This window comes from Enterococcus sp. AN402 (assembly GCF_040719405.1).
GTDB lineage: Bacteria > Bacillota > Bacilli > Lactobacillales > Enterococcaceae > Enterococcus > Enterococcus faecalis.
The window spans coordinates 2,685,904-2,706,744 of sequence record NZ_JBFDTM010000004.1 but is presented as its reverse complement, the minus strand read 5'-3'; the positions used below and the strand labels follow the sequence as shown (position 1 = coordinate 2,706,744).

Below are 20,841 nucleotides of genomic sequence, written 5' to 3'. Positions count from 1 at the left end.
TTATTATAGCACAATTACCTAAAAAAATATATTGTAAACTAATTATTTTTTAGCACCACATGGTATAATCTATGTGTAGAGAAGTTATGGCGGTGGCTATCCAATCTGAAAGAGAGGTGATGCGTATGCACGTATTTCCGAAATTCACAGAAAGGAGAGGCCTTTTGTCAGCATATGAAACAATTCAGACAATTCTTGGGTTTGGTATGTTTACCATTGCTTTGATTGCGCTGATTGTGAAATTGCTTAAAAATGACAATAAAAAATAACCGTCTACTTTGACCAAGCACGGTTATTTTTAAATAATAAAATTGGTCACCGTCTTAAACGGCTCTACACCAGAGAGGTATGTTGTCGCATACCTCTCTTTTCATTACCATTATAGCACAACAACCCTAAAAAGACCATCAATAAAAAATGCCTGAGCCTCCTATTTCAAGGCTCGGGCATTTTTATTTTATGGGCCTGTCACCAAATTCCAAGTGACCGCAGCATTGTACTGTTGTCCTTTGGTTCCTTGGTTGGCTGGTACCTCTAGTTTGATGTTAGCAAACGTGAAGTCCAACTGATAGACGTCACTACCTGTGAACTGTTGGTTTGCGACAACACTGGTTGCCACATTATTCGCCGTTAAGCTCAAAGAACTAGTCTTACCAACTGCTTTGATTTGTTCAGTTGCTTCGTTATAATTTGTAAAACTTGAAACATTCGCTGGACCTAACAATAAACGAGTCGCTGTTGGCAGACTATCTGTGGTTGCTTTCGGTTGAGATAGTTGCGCTGTCATCTGCCAATTCGGTTGATTTTTCTTAATTCGTAAGTAAGGATTGCGTGTACCATTTTCGTAGTAATCGGCCGCTTTTTTCAAGCCTGATTGTTGCGTTTTACTAGCAATATTCATTTTTCCAAAATCAAAGGTTGGCACGCTGATAAAGCCTTCTGCTGTTGGTGTAATTGTTCCTTGGGTTGTATCTGTCATACGTACCGCATCCGCGGCGCTCACTGTCGCAAAATTTCCTGTAACATCAAGGGTTGCCGTCAAGCGTTGGTCTGATGTTCCTGAAATTTTGGTGCCAACAAGCATCACGTTGGCTGTTTGACCTGCCGGTATTTCAAGACCTGTTAAGCTGATTCCTTCAGACCAAGTAGTCGCCGTTACTGGATAAATTTTTGGTGCTTGTCCGTCCAATTGGACAGAAAGTGACGTCGGCGTACCAATTCCTGCAGGCCAAGTAGTCGCTGGTTTCACTGTCAGCGTTTTAAGTGGTGCCAAGCTAGTATTTTTCAGTGTTGCCACCCAATCTACACTATCGCCATTATTCACGACACAGTTGGTGCTGGTCAAAGTTAAAGCAGCAGTCGGCGTTTCTTCTTCATAGACCGCCGTCATATCGTCATTATCATCAAAATCCACCTGATAAGTTGGCGTAGCCGTTGTTTTTAAGGTCGTTGGCTTGGTGGTTCCTTTATACCAACCAACAAACTTATAGGTTTTTGCCCCAGCCGCATAAACGCTTGGTAAAGCTTTTGAAGCAGTATAATTAAAAGGATCACTGGTAATTGTGACTTGATTTCCTTGCGTAAATCCTTGAGGGGGCGTGATTTTTGCGCCAGATTTATCTACAAAGTTTTCAGTCACTCGGCGATTGGTCGCATAGTAATAGATTGGCTTATTAGGATACATTTCTACGCCTGTTGGTGCCACGCTACTTCGAATTAACGTAGCTTTGTACAAACTAGAGAAACTTTGTGTAGGCTCTTCTTTCCAATGAAACTCAATTATTTTGTATTGATTGGCTTTGACTTTCGAAGCAGAAAAGTAAGGTGGTTGTGCCCCCTCATCATACAGATTACCACTAAACATATTCTCAACACGCCCTGCAACTGGATAATCTAGTCCTTGATAGTTGGCAGGTTTCGTAAAAGAAATCTCTTGGTATTGTCTTGGAATCGTAATCAATGAATTTTTTGTTCCATAGAAATTCATCTGGGGAGTCAATACATATTCCTTTTGCGGGATCGTCAAAGTTTTAACGTTGCCTGTACTGTCGACAGCTGAAACATTACTTAAAACCGTACTCAGCCCATCGATTGTTTCAACAATATCAGTAGTCACCTGAAACCCTGTCGGCTGAAGCAATTGCCCATCTTCCCCAACAAAACCAAATGTCACCGTGTTTCCGCCGTATTTAATTTCTTCGTAAACAACGGTTAAATCATCGTTATCGTCAAACGTTGTATCATACTCAGGCGTTCGACTCGTTTCTAACACCTTAGGCTTGGTTTTGCCTTTATACCAGCCTTTAAATCGGTAAGCTTTATTGTTTAAAAAATAACTAAACGGCAATTCCTTTGCCAATTTAAAATGATAAGTATCACTGTCAATCACCGTTTGATTCCCTTGCGTGAAGCCTGTAGGCATCGGTACCTCAGCACCTGCTTCATCAACATAGTGTTCAGTGACGCGGCGGTTTTCTAAGAAATAGTACATCGTGTTATCGGTCGTGAAATAAGCTGGATAAATCTCGGTCGTCGCCATGTTTAAAGTTGCACTAAATCCCGTGTTGGTAACGTCAGGTTGCCAACTACTTCTGTACATACGATAGCTATGAGGCGTCGGTAAATTATATAAACTATAGCGAGTGCCATCCGTTGTTATCCGTTCATCTGCCTGACCACTAATATGCCTTAACAGCGTTGTCGCCAAAGGATAGGCGGTCGTTGAGCCAGTGTAGAATGAACCAGGTGTGACTGTTGGAATTTGATAGCGCTTGGGAATAGTCAACCGAAAATCGGTTACCCCAGAAGAAGCAACTTTAATTTTAGGTACATAGGTTAGTGTTTGGCTAGGAACGGTTAACTGTTTTAAATTGCCTACATTAGCGCCTGTAATAGCCCCCACCTTCTGGACCACCTTATCCTCGACAGTTGTTAAGTTCGCCTGAATGTCTACATTCGTTGGCGCAACAAGCGCCCCTTTTTCATCAACAAAGCCAAACTTATAGGTAACTTCTGGAATAGTAGTGGTCATTTCATCGACTTCATCATAAAAAACATATAAATTGTCGGCATTATCATAAGTGACATCGAACTCTGGTGTCAATGAAGTTTCTAACTTAACGGCTTTCGGGTCCGCTGGTCTTGCTGACCCTTTGTACCAGCCTTTAAACTGGAAATGACGATTCCCAGAAGAGTAACTTGCTGGAAACGCCTTTGGTGCTTTATAGTGAAAATTTTCTGAATCAACTACTGTTTTTGAAAGACTGGCATTATACCCTGGAGGATACGCTGGTAAGCCATTCGGGGTCATGTCATTATAATAAATGTTAACCCGTTTGTTAGGCACATAATAGTAAATGTGATCATCCGTAGTCAGATAAGCTGGTGTGCCGCCTGCAGTAGCCATGTTAAAGCCACGCGCAAACATATTTCCCGCTGGATCATTGTCCCAACTAGCACGAGAAAAGACAAACTGGTTAGGGATACCTGATACAAACATATTCAGCCTCGCGCCTGTGGTTTCCTCATTCGATACTTCTCCTGTAACATTCACCTGTTTCGTCACTGCCATTGGATAGATTTGTCCAGTGTAATTCGCACTGGGCGTGATTTTCGGAACATTATAGAACCGCGGCAAAGTAATCTTTTCATTTTGGATGCCGGAAAAATCATAACTCTTTATGGCTGTATCCCCAGACAAAGCTACTTTCGGCACCGTCAATTGCTTCGTGGTTCCCACATTATTAGTGGCCACGGCCCCGACTTTCGTCAAAGCGCCTTGCATAGTAAACTTCATAATATCCCCAGTAATCGAAACTTTCGCTGGATCAATAAAACGACCACTTTCATCTAAAAACGACATTTTGTACGTCTTCTCTGGAATATCGAATGTCTGCACTGCTCGCTGCGCACGCAGTGATTCTGGTGTATTAACTATTATTGGACTCGTCACTGACGCTTCAACTTGCCCGACTACTTGTTCAGTCTGTTCTGGTAGCTCTTCATCAGCTGGCGGTACGCCTACTTCCGTATCTGCCTCTGGAAAAGAAACGGGCGCCCGTCCTTGAACCCCCTCTGACGGGACTACTGTTTGGCGGTCCTCCCCTTGAACATCTGGGGCCGCCATGGTTTCAGCAATTGCTGGGATGCCATTTAATGAACTGATTAGTAAAGAACCACACAAAGCGATTGCAAATAAACGGTTTCTTTTTTGATTCATGCCATTCTCCTTTTTTATGTAACTTTTTATTGTTATTTTTATTGTCCTATGTATGATTTTTTGTATGATTTTCATTTTATCAAAAAAAGGCCCCACTGAAATTTTAAATTTTGATACGACAACTTGATATTTCCAATGATTCCTTTTATACCAAGGAGGAGCCACTGTTTTTTGGTAAAAAACAGCCTGGAAATCAGTGGAATTCACCATTTTCTCTCTAATTTCCGCTGATTTTTCTTGATATTTATTGAAAAAAACTCAAAATGTTAGTAATCAGAACTAACATTTTGAGCTTTTCTTCTCTATTCTTAACAATTAGGGAACAGGAAAATCTTTTAAAGCTTAAAAATGACAATAAAAAATAACCGTCAACTTTGACTGAGTACGGTTATTTTTTGTAACTAAAAAGGTCACCGTCTTAAACGGCTCTACATCAGAGAGGTATGTTACAGCATATCTCTCTTTTCATTGCTATTATAGCAGAATTTCCTAAAAAAACATATTACAAACTAATTATTTTTTAGTTCTACATGGTATAATCTATGTGTAGAGAAGTTATGGCGGTGGCTATCCAATCTGAAAGGTGGTGGTGCTTATGAATGTAAGTACTAAAATCTATGAAAGGAGAGGCCTTTTGTCTATCGCAGAAGCTTTAGCTCTGATGATTAGTTTCGGTTCTTTTATCGCGACTTTAATCTTCGGAATCCTAAAGGTTGTTAAAGAAGACAAGAAAAAATAACCGTCAACTTTGACCAAGTACGGTTATTTTTAAATAATCCAAAAAGTCACCGTCTTAAACGGCTCTACACTAGAGAGGTATGTTACAGCATATCTCTCTTTTCATTGCTATTATAGCACAACGACCATCAAAACACCATCAATAAAAATGCCCGAGCCTTAGAAAAATAAGAGGCTCGGGCATTTTTATTTTAGGGGCCAGTCACTAAATTCCACGTGACGGCGGCTTGGTATTGTTGGCCAGCCATACCTTGGTTGGCTGGCACTTCTAGTTTGATGTTAGCAAACGTGAAGTCCAACTGATAGACGTCACTGCCTGTGAACTGTTGGTTTGCGACCACCGCTGTTGCGGTATTGTCGGCGGTTAAAGTCACGGTGCTGGTCTTGCCAAGTGGTGTCATGGTTTCTGTTGGTTGGTTGTAATCGGTAAAGCTGGCAGCAGCGGCCGTTCCTAGCAACAAGCGGGTCGTTGTTGGCAAGCTGTCTGTGGCTGATTTCGGTTGCGACAGCTGGGCCGTTAAACTCCAATTGGCTTGGCTAGTATTCAGGCGTAAATAAGGGTTGCGAGTGCCATTGCCGTAGTAATCTGCGGCCTTCTTCAAACCATATTGTTGCTTACTTCCTGAAATTGCTAGTTTACCAAAATCAAATGTCGGGGTACTAATAAAGCCGTCGCCGTCAGGGCTCGTAATTTCTTGATCTAAATCTTTAATACGGACCGTATCTTTGGCGGTTAAGCTGCCAAAGTTGCCCGTTACTTCAACATCAGCGGTTAAAACTTGACCAGGTTGACCGGTCACGGTGGTTCCTAATATGTTCATTTTTAATTGACCGCCAGCTGGTAAAGGCTGATCCAACGTGATGGACACTCCTGCACCGGTCGTCCATTGTTCTTTGGTGACAGGAAAGGCTTTGGTGTTTTGACCCGTTCCTTGTACAAATATCGTGTTGGGTGCGCCGATGCCAGCCGCCCAAGTTGCCGTTGGCTTGATTTTAATGGTGGTTAACGGCGCTTCGCCTGTGTTCTTCAGTAGCGCCTCCCAGTAATCCATTGTGGCGCCATTTTCGATTATGTCAACGGCACCTGTTAACGTTAGTTCCGCGGTGGGAATCGCTTCTTGGTACACAGCGGTCATGTCGTCCTCATCATTAAAAGTTGGTGTAAAACTTGGGGTCGTTGTCGTCTTTAATGTTGCTGGCTTGCTTTTGCCTTTAAACCAGCCTTGGAAGATATAGGTTTTTTCACCAGCTTGGTAGATCTTCGGCAAAGCTTTTGCGGCAGTGTAGACATAGTTTTCACTGTCCATCACTAGCTGGTTTCCTTGTGTAAAGCCAGTTGGTGGCGTGATTTTTGCACCACTCTCGTCTACAAAATGTTCAGTTATTTTTCGTTGCGTTAAGATGTAGTAAACAGGGCCACTAAAGGTATTGTAATTGGTAAAATACGTAGAATTTATTGGCACAGCATACCGTCGATACAACCTTGGATAGGAAATATCTGGCGCACTTACTTCAGCATTAACATTAGCTAACGTATAACTTTGTGCTTGATTAACGACTTTGGTCACATCAAAGGCTGTCTTTGCTGTATTTAAAAGGCTATCGCCTTGGTCGCTCCGATGATACATAACTGTTGGTACAGGATATCGACTATCTTCACCAGAGCTTGGTGCCATGGCTGAATAGTTTTTTGGTACTTGAAACGTCACATTGATTGGGCTATAGACACTGTTGCCAGTATCAGTGTTAGGGACAATAATTTCTTTGTCATCAAGAGTCATTGTTTTATAATTTTCGACATTCGTTCCAGTAATCCCTGTTGCTAAAATGGTTGAGTCTTTATTCTCCAACTCCCATAAGTCATAGGTCATCTTAATTTTACTTGGATCAATAAAATTTCCTGAATCATCCACAAAACCAAATTGATAGGTAGCGCCTGGCAAGATTGTTGTCTTGACTTCTTCATAGACCACATGCAAATCGTCATTGTCATCATAGGTCACCGCATAACTAGGCGTTTTGGTGGTTTCCAACGTGCTAGTTTTCGCATTCCCTTTGTACCAACCTTTAAATAAATACGTCTTCCCATCACTGCCTGTGTAACGTTCAGGCAAGGTGCCTTCTTGGGTAAAAGTAAACTCCTCCCCCGTCACAATGGTTTTCTTATCCTGCGTAAAACCTTCTGGCGCAGGAATCGCCCCGCCTGCGGGATTCTCAAATTTTTCCGTGACACGTCGCTTGGTTAAATAATAATACACAGGACCCGCTGTTCCTCGTCTTTGGTGCGAACTTGTTGGACCGCCGACATCTCCATAAAAATAGGTCAGCGCATACGTAACGCCTCCTGGTGCCGTAGCTACCGTATATTTAAACGTCTTTTTAGGACCAAACGTCAGCTTATTGGGCATTTTTTCATTGGTTAACTCTAATTCCGTCTCCGCATTGGCGCCCACATAGTTCGTCACTTTGCCCCCAACGTTCGCAAAAACCGTTGGCACTGGATATTGCGTAGTGTCTCCTGTATAAAACGTACTTGGTCGAATGTCCAGGCTTTGATACTCCTTAGGAATAGTAAACGACACTTCAGAAACGCCATAAATGTTACTTGGATCCCGATTGTTGGTATCATATTTAAAAGCTGGTGACGTTGGAATAGACAGTAACTTTCCGCCATTCACAGTGGTGGGCTCAAGGGGGGTTCGTTGTAATTTCTCTTCATAAAACGAAAACGAAGAAAGATTGACCGCCATCGTAATTCGGTCGGGATCAAACAACGTCCCGTCTTCCTCCACAAAGAAAAAGGGAATCTCGCGCCCTTCCACAGAAGAATAACCAATCGCTCGAGAAGCAATTCTCGCCGTTTCCTGTGGCGGCACTGTTTTCGCTTCACTAGCGACCGTTGCCTGTGACTCTTCGGTTGTTTGCGTCGTCTGGCTCGCTTCGTCACTAGACTGAGATGTTGCTACTCCTTGCTCCGTCGCCCCAGTAATCGTTTCCGCTAACACAGTCACACCAACCACTGAATCCATGAACAAAGAACAACTTAACCCAACAACTAGCCATCTTTTCCAATTTACTCGCTTCATCTTGCTCCTTCTTTCTATGTAAAAATTCAATCTATAGTCTCTATAAAGTCCTTTCTTAATCAGTATCCTGTTATTATCGATACTGATAACTAGCATTTTTTTATTTATTTTACCAAAGAACACACCGCTTGAAATTTCAAATTTTGACATATTGAGTGCCGTTTTTTAGTGATTCCTATCCTTTCAAGGCTGAGCGCCTCTGTTCCCTTTGAAAACAAGTGTTATTTTAGCGAAAATCAAGGATTTAAACGCTCTTTTGATGAACCCCAACTGCTTTTTCCTTAATATTTAAACCAAAAAGCTCAAAATGTTAGTGATAACCACTAACATTTTGAGCTTTTCTCACGATAACTTAACTATTTTAAGGACCTGTAACTAGGTTCCATGTAACTGCGGCCTTGTATTGCTGCCCTTTAACACCTTGATTGGCTGGCACTTCAAGTTTGACATTATTGAAGGTGAAGTCCAACTGGTAAACATTACTACCTGTGAATTGCTTGTTGGCAATAATACTCGTCGCCGTGTTGTTGGCTGTTAAGCTAATGGCACTCGTGGTACCGACCGCATTTTTCAACTCGGTTGGTTGATTGTAATTGGTGAAGCTAGAGACAGGTGCCGCCCCTAATAATAAGCGGGTCGCTGTAGGCAAGCTGTCTGTCGCTGATTTTGGTTGCGACAGTTGCGCCGTTAAGCTCCAATTGGGTTGCGTTTTCTTAATCCGCAGATACGGATTGCGGGTACCGTTACCGTAGTAATCCGCGGCTTGTTTCAAGCTGTGTTGTTGCTTACTTCCTGCAACGCCCACTTGACCGAAATCAAAGGTTGGTACACTGATGAAGCCTTCGGTCGTTGGTGTGACTACTTCTTGATCATTTGGACGAATTCTCACGAAGTTGTCCACTGTACGATCTTTAATACCACCAAATACCACAACCTCTGCTTTCAAAACAGTGTTTGGGTTCCCTGTTGCGCGAGTTGTGAAAGCAACTGAAACTTTTTTGCCGATAGGAACGGCATTTGGTAAAGAAACCCCATCTGTCCAAAGTGTACTATTTACTGGGATTGATTTTGTCGTTTCTCCTTCTGGTGTCACTTCCATAAAGGTCGGGATCGTCAGACCAGCTGACCAATTGGGCCCTTTTTTCAAGGTGAGATTTTGTAAGGGTGCTTTGCTAGTATTCGTGATTGTTGTTGTCCAGATTACATTGGTATTCGAATCGATCACTTCTTTTGGTCGAGTTAATGTGACACTAGCCGTTGGTATTTCTTCCTTATACATGGCGGTCATATCGTCATTGCCATCAAAGGTCGCATTGAACGTTGGTGTTGTGGTTTTGTTCAACGTACTTGGCTTAGTTTTCCCTTTATACCACCCTTGGAACGTATAAGTCTTGCCACCCGCAGTATACGTCGCTGGTAAAGCTTTCGCTGCTGTGTACTTGAAGGTGTTACTGTTCATCGGTACTTGGTTGCCTTGGGTGAAGCCTGTTGGTGCAGTGATTTTGGCACCGTTGACATCCACGAAGTTTTCGGTGACTTGTTTTCGTGTGACTTTGTAGACAAGTTTTGACTTATCCGCAGGGTTAGCGTTAAAAAGTGACATTATTAAAAGATCGATACCGCCCACTGAACCGCCATATCCTAAATTCATGTAAAAAAATCGATTACTTGCATTAGAAAAATAGGTACCATCCGAATTAAATTTGAATGAATCAACATATTCTGAACTAAGAGCAACCTCTGCTGGTGCTACATTCGGGTCGAAAATAAGCGAACTATTTTTCGTATACTCATATCTATAAGATTTCAGATTGCTACTCTGAGCTATATCCACTTGAATGCTATCAACATATTTTAGTTGTTGGTCAATGGCTAATTTATCAACCGTGAACTGTAACCTGTTGGTAGCACTGATTGGTTGTCCATTATTATATTTTTTCAATAATTCTTGGGACAATGGCATACTACCATTGTTAATACTTACCGTATATTGCCCACTGCCATTATTTTTTGATGTTACGTCATATAAATCGGTTCTTAAGGACGCACTCGTACTTTGCGCATAGTACTTACCACTAAAAGTTAACGCCGGTGTGAAAGCCCCGCCTTTTTCATTCACAAAGTTCATATCGACTGATGGATACAATGTCGTAACTGTTTCTTCCTCATACACCACATTCAAATCATCATTGTCATCGTAGGTCACTTGATAACTTGGTGCTTTGGTAGTTGTCAATGTGTTGGGTATGGACTTGCCTTTGTACCAACCTTTGAACTTGTAGGTCTTACCGCCTGTTGTGTAGGTGTCGGGTAAGGTGCCTGCTTGTTTGAAGGTATATGGGTCGCTGTTAATTACCGTTTGCTTACCTTGGGTGAAACCTGTTGGCGGTGTGATTTTAGCACCGCTTGTGTCTACGAAGTTTTCGGTGACACGGCGGTTTTCTAAGAAATAATACATGGTGTCATCTGTGGTGTAGTAAGCAGGTGCATTTCCTTCTGCACTTGCTGTTGATGAAATTAAGTCAAATATGGTTTTAGTTGTGTCTGATTCCCACCAGATTTGACGTATTCGATAAGAATGAGCGGCTGTCGTTGCAACTAAAGTATACTCTTTACCATCTGTCACTAAACGGCTATCAGGTAAGACACCATCTACATATCTCATTCTTGTTGTAGCGATTGGATAAGCGGTACTAGAGCCTGTATAATATGTCCCAGGCTTAACTGTTGGCAACTTATACCGTTTAGGAACAGTTACGCGGAAATTTGTACCACCAGAAAAAGCAGGATTAACCGACGGTGTATACGTTAGTTGTTGGCTCGGAATCGTTAACTGTTTCAAGTTACCATTGTTCACGCCGCTAGCTGTGCCGACTTGTTTCGGCGTGCCATTCATGACAGTTGTTAAATTGGTTGTCATGTTAAAACTCGTTGGTGCGACTAAGGCACCTTTTTCATCGACAAAACCAAATTTATACGTAACGGCTGGAATCGTGGTAGTCTGTTCTTTCAATTCCTCATACATCACCGTCAAGTCATCATTCCCATCATACGTCACCGCATAACTTGGTGCTTTGGTGGCGGTCAAGGTGCTTGGTTTAGTTTTGCCTTTGTACCAGCCTTTGAACTTGTAGGTCTTACCACCTGTTGTATAGGTGTCGGGTAAGGTACCTGCTTGTTTGAAGGTAAAGTTATTGCTGGTCATTGGTGTTTTCTTATTTTGGGTAAAACCTGTTGGCGGTGTAATAGCTACGCCACTAGTATTTACGAACTTTTCGGTGACTTGTTTACGTGTGACTTTGTATTCTTTTGTTACCGCACTGTAATCAGTCGTTCCGCTAAAATTATTCAAAACAATTTTTTTACTACTAGCATCTGATTCTATGCCCATACGCAATAATGACGAAATCAAATCAGTCGCTACTGTTGTTCCCCATGCAGAGACCATTCTAAAACTATTGTCAGATTGCTTTATAAACGCTCTAGACCTATCTGGACTCAATATAATTGTATCCCATACGCCTTTATCCAAGGTGCTCGGATTCGTTGTATAAGATACAAACTTTACAACATTGCTCGTTTCTTCTATTCTGTCTACGTATTTTAATGCTGTCGTGATAGACAAATTGTCTAATGCATAGCCTGAATTGGATACTCCATTTCCCAAATCTGTAAAAGTATATGGTACAGGGACTGGCGTGCTGGTCGAAATCACATATGTTCCGCCACTTTTATTTGAAGAATTAATCTTATAGCCAGTACCAACTGTATAGAAATCATTACTGTCTTTTCTTCCATATTTTATATAATTCCCCGAAATCACGAGTGGTTCATTAAACGGCATATTACTTTCATCAATAAACTTTAAAGTCGTACCTACATACATATTAGTTCCTGTTGGTAACCAACGAGTTTGTCTACCATCTTCAGGTGTATGTTCTTGGACAGCTTCTGAAGATTCCGTTGATACTTCTGTTTCTGCTTGTTTCTCTATCTCTTTCTTTTCTTCTTCCTGACTCGTGTCAGTTGTTACTTGACTATTTTCCGTACTGGCTTTCGTTGTTTCTTCCTTCACGCTGCTTGCTGGCGTCTCTTCCTTGGCACTACTTTCGGCGGTCGGACTACTTTCAATCGTCACGGTTTCCGCAACTGCCGTCACACCAGAAAAGGCGTTAATTACTAAAGAACTACACAAGCCAATGGTTGCTAATCGTTGCCATTTATTTCGCTTCATGTCGTCCCCTCTTTCTATGTACGATTCCCGCCAAGCCAACTAAGACCAAGCCGAGAATGCTCAAATTTGCCTGACTCTTGCTCCCTGTACGAGGGAGCTGCGAGCCAGTTGTGGTGGTCTGTGTCGAACCACCACTTCGTTGATCTCCTTGCGGAGGACCAGCTGGTTCCTTGGGATCAGCAGCTGGCGCATCTGTTTTCGGTGGGGGATCTTTAGGAGCGGGTGTTCTCGGATTTTGGTAAAATTCAATCCCCACCGAACTAGAACCACCATCAGACGCTTCAACATTTATAAAAAAACTAGGAGAAGATAGTAGACACACAATCATTAAATAACGCTTTTTTTTCATTGAAAAACCTCCTTTTAACTCGCTAGCCTTTCTTGCCCTTTTACACAAGAAAGACGAAACAACCTTTTGTTACTCCTCTATAATAACAAAGAAACCCCCAGCAGAAATTGACGATTTTTTCGCACCCCATGCGAAAATTTTGAAGGTTCCTATTCTGACAAGGGTTACAACAGCTGTTATTTAATAATCGGCTCAAAAAAAGGGCGATTTCGGCAAATTTTTACCAAAATCCCCTGACAAAATTTTAAGATTCCGCTCTTTTTAACAAGAAAAGCTCAAAATGTTAGCAACGAATACTAACATTTTGAGCTTTGTTTGATTGTTTTGACGCAGGCCTCTGAAAAAAAACAGTATTTTTTTCGCCCAGCCCGCTATTTTTCCGCAAGACTAACCAAGTAAGGCGCTAATGAATAGCCCTAAGGCATAGGTGCCATTGAAAACCATTAAGTTCTTAATGGAATGACGGAAACTTTTCGGCTGCGGCAATTCTTGTTTAAACGTTTGAATATTTTTCCAAATGACAGGCAAAGTGGCAAACGTGATTAACACAGGCCATTGATAAATACCACTAATGAAGCCGAATAAAATCACCAGATAACCAGCTAGCGCTAACACTTGAAACAGCACAATCCCTGCTGGGCGCCCGATATAATAGACTAATGTATAACGGTGGTTCTCAATATCCGTGTCTAAGTCCCGTAAATTGTTGGCGAGCATGATGTTAGCAATCGAACAGACCAAAGGCAAGGACGCCACGACAATCGCAAGCACCGCCCAGAGATTGCCGTCTAAACGAAAGGCGCCACTGGCGAAATCAACCGTTAAGTAAAACGGCGGCTGGTTAACCACGTTCAAGTAAACGGTTAAGACGAAGATGCCTAAGCCCATCGTGAAGCCACTGAAAATTTCTCCCAAGGGCATGCGGGATAACGGAATCGGTCCATACGTGTAGAAAATCCCGATGAAGCAGCAAATCCCCCCTAATACGAGGAAGAGCCAGCCGGTTTGAACCGTTAAGTACGCACCCACAACGGCAGTGAAGGCAATCATGGCGAAAATCATATTACGGACCAGTTTTGGTGAAACCCCTGATTGTCCGATAATGTTTTCTTCATATTTATAGACGTCTGATTTGGCTTTTTTGAAGTCCATGTAATTATTAATGGCGGTGGTGGCCATATCAAAGACCACCATGCCAATGAAGAAAACCAGCGTGTTGCCCCACTGGACTTCCCCAAAATAGGTCATTGAAAACAAGACCCCGATAATAAAGGGAAAGAGACTGGCTAGCTTCGTCTGAATTTCCACTACTTTTAAAAACACATTTAAAGACATTTTTAGTCGCTCCTTATTTCAAATCGGCCCGATTCCCCATCGTATAGCCAGAGTCTTTGCCGATTTCAAAGTTGCCTTCGATATCTTTGCTGATGTAGACTTTGTCGTCTTTTGTGACGAAAATGGCATCGGTTCCTTTCAGACTTTCGACATATTCTAGTCCTTTTTTGACGCCCATTGAGAAGACGGCTGTTGAGAGACCATCACCATCGATTGATTTGTCGGTGATAATGGTGACACCCGCGATGTCGTTATCAAACGGATAGCCAGTTTCACGATCGAAGAGATGGTGGTACGTTTTACCATCGACTTTTAAGTAGCGTTCATAAATTCCTGATGTGACTAAGGTTTTGTTGCTTTCTTTGACTTGACCTAAAACAGTGTTGCGGGCTTTATTCGGATCTTGAATCCCAACTGTCCAGTCCATGTCTTTGCCACGTGGGCTGTGTCCTAAGACGTAAACATTTCCGCCTAAATCGACGATAGCGGTGGTGACACCGTTGTCTTTGAGGACTTTCACGACTTCGTCGGTGATGAAGCCCTTGGCAATTGCGCCTAAATCCAATTGCATGCCTTTTTCTGCAAGGTAAACGGTTTGCTCTTTGTCGTTGAATTTGACTTTCGTGTAATCAACGAGTTTCAAAGCTTGATCAATTTCGGCTTGGCTTGGTTTGCGGGCATCATCGAAGCCAATGTGCCACATAGAGGTGATTGGGCCAATCGCCATGTCGAAGCCGCCGCGGGAGTCTTTGCTGTATTCATAGGCTTTTTTCAACAAAGGATACAGGTCATCTGAGACTTTGACCGGTTTTACGCCTGCTTCTTGGTTGATTTCATCAATTTCTGAACCTGGTTGGTTGACCGTGATTTTATCGCCTAGTTCTTTGACGCGGGCAAAGGCTTTCGGTAAGACGTCTTCTTTGCCATCATCGTAGATGCGAATTTGAACGTAGGTACCAAGCATTGTTTGACGGTCAGAGTATGGTTCTGTATTAATTTTCGCTTCTGGTTTTGAGGAACAAGCAGCTGCCACAAATAGCACTGCTAGAACACTCACCATGAGCAGAAGTTTCTTTTTCATAGGATTCCCTCTTCTTTCCTTCTTTAATTAAAAAATAAGTTCTCTTGCATAGTAGCCTTTTTTGGAAAAAATGAAAAGTCTTTCTCTTGGAAATTCACAAATTTCTGTGAAAAAATTTGTGAAATGATGGACAGAACTAGCGAAGAAAAAGGGGCGGGAAAGTCAGCCAACCGACTTTTTCCCAACCCCTCAATGGTGTCAAGTAATTGCTGAAAAGCGTTTCAGGAACTACTTCACGATTCATTTATTATTACTTATTTTGTTACGATGTTGTCAACAACGATTTCAGTTGTGTCGCCTTTTTCAGCAGCGTTCACTAATTGTTGTGCGTAGTTGATGAATGAATGTGTGCTGTGTGTTGCACCAGTTACCACTTCAACACCTGCAGGTGAGCCGTCTTCTTCGCCCATTGCTTTAACAAATTCTTTGTTTAATGTTTCGATATATTCTTTTGGTCCAACGCCAGCAACGTCTTTCATTTTGCTTTCGTATTCAGTGTCATCTTTTTTAGATTTGCCGTCAGCGTTCACGTTATCGTAGTTAGATTCAGTCACTTTACCATCTTTCACAGTCATTGAGAATGTTGTGTGGTAGCCGTTTGAGTCATTTTTTTCTTTCAATGAGTACGTACCATCTTTCAATGTTGCGCCATTGTCGATTTCGATTGTGTCTGTGTTACCAGCTTGTGCTGCTTGGATTAATTGTTGTGCGTAGTTTTGGAATGATTCAGATGAATGAGTCGCACCAGTTACTACTTCCACACCGCTTGCGCTTTGTGCTTTAACAAAAGAATCGTTTAATTGTTTGATGTATTCTTTTGGTCCAACACCAGATTTTGCTTTCATGCTTTCTTCATACTTAGTGTCTTCTGTTTTAGATTTGCCGTCAGCATTGATGTTGTCATATTTAGATTCAGTGATTTTGCCGTCTTTTACAGTCATTTCAAAGACTGCACGGTAACCATTTTTTTCATTTTTTTCTTCTAATTTATACGTACCATCTTTTAAATCGCCACCGGCAACTTTTTTCGCTGGTGCTGATGATTCAGTTGATTTTTTCGTTTCTGAAGATGCTGCGCTAGAAGAGTTCGTTGTGTTGTCTTTCTTGTCTGCGCCACAGCCTGCTAATACTAAACTAAATAATGCAATTGCCGCAAAACCTTTAACAAATTTATTCACTTTCATTGATAGTCACCTTTTCTTTCATGATTTTCACAAACATTAAAAGTTTGTGATACATTACACATTATAATGGTTTTAAAAACGTTGTCAAGACCATCCCCTAAAAATATTTACATTTCGGTCTTTTTTTCATCAAAAACTCATCGTTGGAGTAAATTTGTTGACAATTAAAATTTATATTAGACAAATTCGTGAAATACTTATATAATGTTAGTCGATTGTGTACTTATTAATCATTATCACTATTTTACTACTTACAATATTAAGGAGCGGATTGTCAATGACAAAGCAAAATATTGTCGTTGTAGGTGCTGGGTATGCTGGCGTTTCAGCTACTAAATTTCTAGCAAAGAAATTTAAAAAAGATACGGACGTAACAATCACATTGATTGATCGCCATTCTTACCACACTATGATGACCGAATTGCATGAAGTAGCAGGCGGACGTGTTGAACCAGAAGCAATTCAATACGACTTACAACGTTTGTTCTCACGCAAGAAAAACGTAAAATTGGTAACAGATACTGTTACTGGGATCGACAAAGAAAACAAAGTTGTGAAAACTTTAGCAGGTTCTTATCCATTTGACCAGTTAATTCTGGGTATGGGTGGCGAACCAAACGACTTTGGAACACCAGGCGTGAAAGAAAATGGTTTCACCTTATGGTCATTTGATGATGCAGTGAAAATTCGTCATCACATTGAAGCAACCGTTGCTAAAGCAGCCATCGAACCAGATGCTGAAGTACGCAAAGCAATGTTAACATTCGTTGTCTGTGGTTCTGGTTTTACTGGGATCGAAATGGTCGGCGAATTAATCGACTGGAAAGATCGTTTAGCGAAAGATGCCAAAATTGATCCAGACGAAATTACATTAATGGTTGTTGAAGCAATGCCAACCATCTTAAACATGTTATCTCGTAACGATGCTGCCAAAGCAGAACGTTATCTAGAAAAGAAAAATGTTCAATTATTATTGAACTCACCAATCGTTGAAGTTGCAGCAGATCACATTAAATTAAAAGATGGTTCTGAAGTACCAACGCATACGTTAATCTGGACAGCTGGTGTGAAAGCAACTTCTGATGCCGCTGACTTTGGTTTAGAAGCAGCACGTGGTAGTCGTTTAGTTGCGAATGAATACATGCAAGCAAAAGGTTACGAAGACAAAAACATTTATATCATTGGTGACTTGGTTTATTACGAAGAAACACCAAATACACCAACTCCTCAAATCGTTCAAGCAGCTGAACAAACAGGTCATACTGCGGCTGCCAACATCGTTGCAGATATTAAAGGTGGCGAAAAACACGCCTTTAAAGGAAACTACCAAGGATTCATGGTTTCCATCGGCGCGAAATGGGGCGTTGCCAACTTATTCGATAAAATTCATTTGAGTGGTTTCTTAGCCATCATTATGAAACATATCGTTAACTTGAAATACTTCTTTGATATTCGTTCTGGTTACTACATGTTCCAATACATTATGCACGAAATCTTCCATATTAAAGATGATCGTTCTGTTGCTCGCGGACATACGTCTCGTTACGGCAATGTCTTGTGGAGTGTTCCGCTACGTGTTTTCTATGGTATGGTTTGGTTAGTCGAATCAATGAAGAAAATTGTCGGCAACGGCGATTACTTGAAACCAAGCACTTGGTTTGGTGATGGTTCTTGGTTCACAGATAAAGTCGTTTTCCCATTCCCTTGGTTACAAGAACAAGTAACAACAGGTGCTTCTCAAGCAACTGAAACAGCAACAACTGCTGCAAGTGGTGCGGCGGATGCGGCGGCAAGCGGTGGTGCCGATGCGGCAACACAAGCAGCGCACTTTGGTTTAAGCTACGCTTACGGCGAAACACCAATGCAAGTGTTTGATCACATGCCTAAATGGTTCGAAAGCGTAATGAAATTTATGATGCCAAACCAAGAAGTTGCTTTGTTCATGCAAAAATTCATGACAATCGTTGAAGTATGTATTGCTTTAGCATTGATTGCTGGTTTATTCACTTGGTTATCAAGTGCTGCTACAATTGGTTTAACAATTGCCTTCTGTTTATCTGGCATGTTCTATTGGGTAAATATCTGGTTTATCTTTGTCGCTTTTGCTTTGATGAACGGTTCAGGCCGTGCTGTCGGTTTAGACCGCTGGGTAATTCCATGGATTCAACGCAAACTTGGTAAAGCGTGGTATGGTACCCCGAAAGCTAGATACGGCGGTAAGTAAGCAATCGATAATCGATTGACAACTACGAGCAAAAGCTGAGACACATGTCTCCAGCTGACTATCATAGGATTTAGTATGTGGGACAGCAGTCAAGCATGACTTTTGTCCCACATATTTTCTTTTATATAATATGGTGGCTCAACTGAGGTCGGGACAGAATCGTTTAGCTCCGAGAAATAAGAAGAAATTTCCGAAAATTGCTCTTTAATTTTTGGGGAATTTCGGCTTATTTCCGAAGGAGTTGGTTCTGTTCCCGCCGTTTATCAGTTTTTGAGCTTGGAACAAAAATTCAAAGTAATTTTTGTTCCAAGCTCGTTCACTGTGTTATGATAGACAAGAAAAAAACACCAAAGGAGAGAGAAGAAAATGACGATCAAAGAATTCATTAAGAAAAGTCGCTTGAAAACATGGGACGTTATTATTATTGCTATTTTAGTTCTTGGTTCTTTTCTGCCCCTTGTTGTTTTTGCCATGCAAAACCGTGGTCAAGAAGCGGCTACGTATCAAGCAGTCTTGAAAGTAGACAACAAAGTAATCAAAGTCTTTGACTTAAAAAAGGACGGCCCGCATTATACATATAAATACGAAGCAAAAGACGGTGATTACAACCTGATTGAAGTAGATGGTGATCGTATCCGCGTGAAGGAAGCCAACTGTGCTGACTTAGTGGATGTTCGACGAGGCTGGATTTCCAAACCTGGTGAAACCCCGATTGCCTGTCTACCCCACAATTTGTTTATCACCGTGGAAGCTTCTGATGGGAGTGAAGACGGTAGCTTAATTTATTAAGCACGACAACTATGAGCAAATTACACAAGAATATTTATATTGCTATGCTCGTTGCCCAAGGGGTCATTATTGGTTTAATCGAAAATATGATTCCTTACCCTTTCGCATTTGCTCCTGGGGCAAAGCTCGGTCTAGCAAATTTAATTACCATTATTGCGATTTTCACCATGCGTAAGCGTGATAGTTTTTTCCTAGTCTGTTTACGTTTGATTTTAACGACATTACTGGGCGGCACACTTTCGACCTTTTTCTATAGTGCCAGTGGTGCCTTATTAAGTTATTTCGGCATGTTGCTTGTCAAGCAGCTGGGGCCAAAACGGGTCAGCATTATTGGGATTAGTGCCGTTGGTGGTTTCTTACACAACGTTGGTCAGTTGCTAACGACCTCTTTCTTTGCTCATTCGTGGGCGCCGATGCTGTACTTACCATTTCTATCTCTGTTTGGGTTACTTTCGGGGATTGCCATTGGGATTGCCGCTAATTATTTACTGCAACATGTCCAGACGTTACGAAAATTCCAACTGAATTATGAACAAACAACGAAACATAAGTGGAGTCAATTTTTCTAATTGAAAACCTGTCCGCCACAATTAAAGGAGTCATCTTATGAATATACATCCTATGTGGAATACCTATCCTACGTTATCAAAAGAATTAACAACTACTCTTCGCTTGATGGAACAAGCGGTTCAAATCGATAATCAAGAGATTCAAGCTGCTGTCCATGACATGATTCATTCTGGCGGCAAATTGCTACGTCCAGCCTACCAACTGTTGTTCTCTTATTTTGGTGAACAGCGGGACCCTAAAAAGGCGACAGCGTTAGCGGCTTCCATTGAATTACTGCATACCGCCACGTTAGTTCACGACGATATTGTCGATGAAGCTGATACGCGTCGTGGCTTGCCAACATTGCGTTCGCGCTTTGGAAATAGCACAGCCGTGTATACAGGCGATTATCTTTTTGTTTGCTGTTTCAAGCTCTTATCTGATTATTCTTCTTCATTAAAAAGCATTCAATTAAATTCGCGCAGTATGGAAAAAGTCCTGACTGGTGAGCTTGGTCAAATGGACAATCGCTATAATTTCGAGGTAACGATTGACCAATATTTAAAAAATATTTCCGGGAAAACTGCGGAACTGTTTGCGCTAAGTTGTTTTGTCGGTGCCTATGAAAGTGGCACCTCCCAACGTTTTGCCAAACGTTGTGGTGAAATCGGCGAAAATATCGGACTGGCTTTTCAAATTATTGATGATATTTTGGACTATACACAAACTGCCGATGCTATCGGCAAACCCGTCTTAGAAGACGTACGTCAAGGCGTGTATTCTTTGCCATTGATTTATGCACTTGAAGCCAATCGTGAAGTCTTGTTGCCACTTTTAATGAAAAAAGAAGCCTTGACCGATGAAGAAACACAGGAAATTTATCGTCTTGTCCATGAACTAGGTGGCGTAGAAAAGGCCCAACAATTAGCCACTCATTACACAGAAAAAGCGCTGAAAGAAATCAGCAAACTTCCTGAAACAAAGGCCCAAGCGAAAGAACAATTGTATGAAATTACACAAACGATTTTGACAAGAGAAAATTAAAAAAGCCGC

General features: G+C 41.6%; 14 protein-coding genes. 7 read left to right on the top strand and 7 right to left on the bottom strand.

Annotation, left to right across the window (positions count from 1 at the left end):
• Positions 1-125: 125 nt before the first annotated feature.
• Positions 126-269, top strand: coding sequence for a type I toxin-antitoxin system toxin PepG1 (gene pepG1, locus AB1I62_RS14570; RefSeq protein ID WP_286328473.1), 144 nt, complete (start codon positions 126-128; stop codon positions 267-269).
• Between the two features lie 188 nt (positions 270-457).
• Here pepG1 and AB1I62_RS14565 read toward each other — a convergent pair whose 3' ends face one another.
• On the bottom strand, positions 458-4,219 hold the full coding sequence (locus AB1I62_RS14565) for a WxL domain-containing protein (RefSeq protein WP_367019375.1): 3,762 nt from the start codon (positions 4,217-4,219) through the stop codon (positions 458-460).
• Positions 4,220-4,814: 595 nt separating this feature from the next.
• Between AB1I62_RS14565 and AB1I62_RS14560 the strand changes: the two genes are divergently transcribed.
• A complete protein-coding gene (locus AB1I62_RS14560; RefSeq protein ID WP_002387585.1) occupies positions 4,815-4,958 on the top strand; it encodes a putative holin-like toxin in 144 nt (47 codons plus the stop codon).
• Between the two features lie 190 nt (positions 4,959-5,148).
• On the opposite strand, the gene AB1I62_RS14555 is transcribed toward AB1I62_RS14560, so the two are convergent.
• The 6 genes from AB1I62_RS14555 to pplA all read right to left on the bottom strand — a co-directional run bounded on the left by AB1I62_RS14555 (position 5,149) and on the right by pplA (position 16,226).
• Positions 5,149-8,193, bottom strand: coding sequence for a WxL domain-containing protein (locus AB1I62_RS14555; RefSeq protein ID WP_202250982.1), 3,045 nt, complete (start codon positions 8,191-8,193; stop codon positions 5,149-5,151).
• 211 nt (positions 8,194-8,404) lie between these two features.
• The gene (locus AB1I62_RS14550) at positions 8,405-12,277 is read right to left on the bottom strand and encodes a WxL domain-containing protein (RefSeq protein ID WP_202250983.1); all 3,873 of its coding nucleotides are present in this window, start codon (positions 12,275-12,277) and stop codon (positions 8,405-8,407) included.
• Positions 12,264-12,626: an LPXTG cell wall anchor domain-containing protein gene (locus tag AB1I62_RS14545; RefSeq protein WP_202250984.1), complete on the bottom strand. Its 363-nt coding sequence runs from the start codon at positions 12,624-12,626 to the stop codon at positions 12,264-12,266. The genes AB1I62_RS14550 and AB1I62_RS14545 overlap by 14 nt, the downstream gene beginning before the upstream one ends.
• 387 nt (positions 12,627-13,013) lie before the next feature.
• Entirely contained in the window at positions 13,014-13,961 is a 948-nt protein-coding gene (menA, locus tag AB1I62_RS14540) for a 1,4-dihydroxy-2-naphthoate polyprenyltransferase (protein ID WP_010825584.1), read from the bottom strand.
• A gap of 13 nt (positions 13,962-13,974) precedes the next feature.
• Positions 13,975-15,042 (bottom strand): FAD:protein FMN transferase, encoded by a 1,068-nt coding sequence (locus AB1I62_RS14535; RefSeq protein ID WP_202250985.1) that lies wholly within the window; start codon positions 15,040-15,042, stop codon positions 13,975-13,977.
• 254 nt (positions 15,043-15,296) lie between these two features.
• Entirely contained in the window at positions 15,297-16,226 is a 930-nt protein-coding gene (gene pplA, locus AB1I62_RS14530; protein ID WP_002368513.1) for an extracellular electron transfer flavoprotein PplA, read from the bottom strand.
• A 277-nt stretch (positions 16,227-16,503) separates the two neighbouring features.
• Here pplA and AB1I62_RS14525 point away from each other — a divergent pair, with 277 nt between their 5' ends.
• The 5 genes from AB1I62_RS14525 (at position 16,504) to AB1I62_RS14505 (ending at position 20,832) form a co-directional block, all read left to right on the top strand.
• Positions 16,504-18,450, top strand: coding sequence for an NAD(P)/FAD-dependent oxidoreductase (locus AB1I62_RS14525; protein ID WP_002354747.1), 1,947 nt, complete (start codon positions 16,504-16,506; stop codon positions 18,448-18,450).
• A gap of 197 nt (positions 18,451-18,647) precedes the next feature.
• Complete coding sequence (locus tag AB1I62_RS14520) at positions 18,648-18,839, top strand: hypothetical protein (RefSeq protein ID WP_082153316.1); 192 nt, start codon at positions 18,648-18,650, stop codon at positions 18,837-18,839.
• Entirely contained in the window at positions 18,817-19,239 is a 423-nt protein-coding gene (locus tag AB1I62_RS14515; RefSeq protein ID WP_002354745.1) for a NusG domain II-containing protein, read from the top strand. The genes AB1I62_RS14520 and AB1I62_RS14515 overlap by 23 nt, the downstream gene beginning before the upstream one ends.
• Before the next feature lie 11 nt (positions 19,240-19,250).
• On the top strand, positions 19,251-19,808 hold the full coding sequence (locus AB1I62_RS14510; RefSeq protein WP_002354743.1) for a Gx transporter family protein: 558 nt from the start codon (positions 19,251-19,253) through the stop codon (positions 19,806-19,808).
• Between the two features lie 37 nt (positions 19,809-19,845).
• Positions 19,846-20,832 (top strand): polyprenyl synthetase family protein, encoded by a 987-nt coding sequence (locus AB1I62_RS14505; protein WP_002358954.1) that lies wholly within the window; start codon positions 19,846-19,848, stop codon positions 20,830-20,832.
• Positions 20,833-20,841: the final 9 nt, after the last annotated feature.

Coding starts and splice junctions, on each gene's coding strand:
- AB1I62_RS14525 (WP_002354747.1), top strand. CDS start 16,504: ATGACAAAGCAAAATATTGTCGTTGTAGGTGCTGGGTATGCTGGCGTT.
- AB1I62_RS14515 (WP_002354745.1), top strand. CDS start 18,817: ATGACGATCAAAGAATTCATTAAGAAAAGTCGCTTGAAAACATGGGAC.
- AB1I62_RS14555 (WP_202250982.1), bottom strand. CDS start 8,193: ATGTCAAAATTTGAAATTTCAAGCGGTGTGTTCTTTGGTAAAATAAAT.
- AB1I62_RS14535 (WP_202250985.1), bottom strand. CDS start 15,042: ATGAAAAAGAAACTTCTGCTCATGGTGAGTGTTCTAGCAGTGCTATTT.
- pplA (WP_002368513.1), bottom strand. CDS start 16,226: ATGAAAGTGAATAAATTTGTTAAAGGTTTTGCGGCAATTGCATTATTT.
- AB1I62_RS14505 (WP_002358954.1), top strand. CDS start 19,846: ATGAATATACATCCTATGTGGAATACCTATCCTACGTTATCAAAAGAA.
- pepG1 (WP_286328473.1), top strand. CDS start 126: ATGCACGTATTTCCGAAATTCACAGAAAGGAGAGGCCTTTTGTCAGCA.
- AB1I62_RS14550 (WP_202250983.1), bottom strand. CDS start 12,277: ATGAAGCGAAATAAATGGCAACGATTAGCAACCATTGGCTTGTGTAGT.
- AB1I62_RS14510 (WP_002354743.1), top strand. CDS start 19,251: ATGAGCAAATTACACAAGAATATTTATATTGCTATGCTCGTTGCCCAA.
- menA (WP_010825584.1), bottom strand. CDS start 13,961: ATGTCTTTAAATGTGTTTTTAAAAGTAGTGGAAATTCAGACGAAGCTA.
- AB1I62_RS14565 (WP_367019375.1), bottom strand. CDS start 4,219: ATGAATCAAAAAAGAAACCGTTTATTTGCAATCGCTTTGTGTGGTTCT.
- AB1I62_RS14560 (WP_002387585.1), top strand. CDS start 4,815: ATGAATGTAAGTACTAAAATCTATGAAAGGAGAGGCCTTTTGTCTATC.
- AB1I62_RS14545 (WP_202250984.1), bottom strand. CDS start 12,626: ATGAAAAAAAAGCGTTATTTAATGATTGTGTGTCTACTATCTTCTCCT.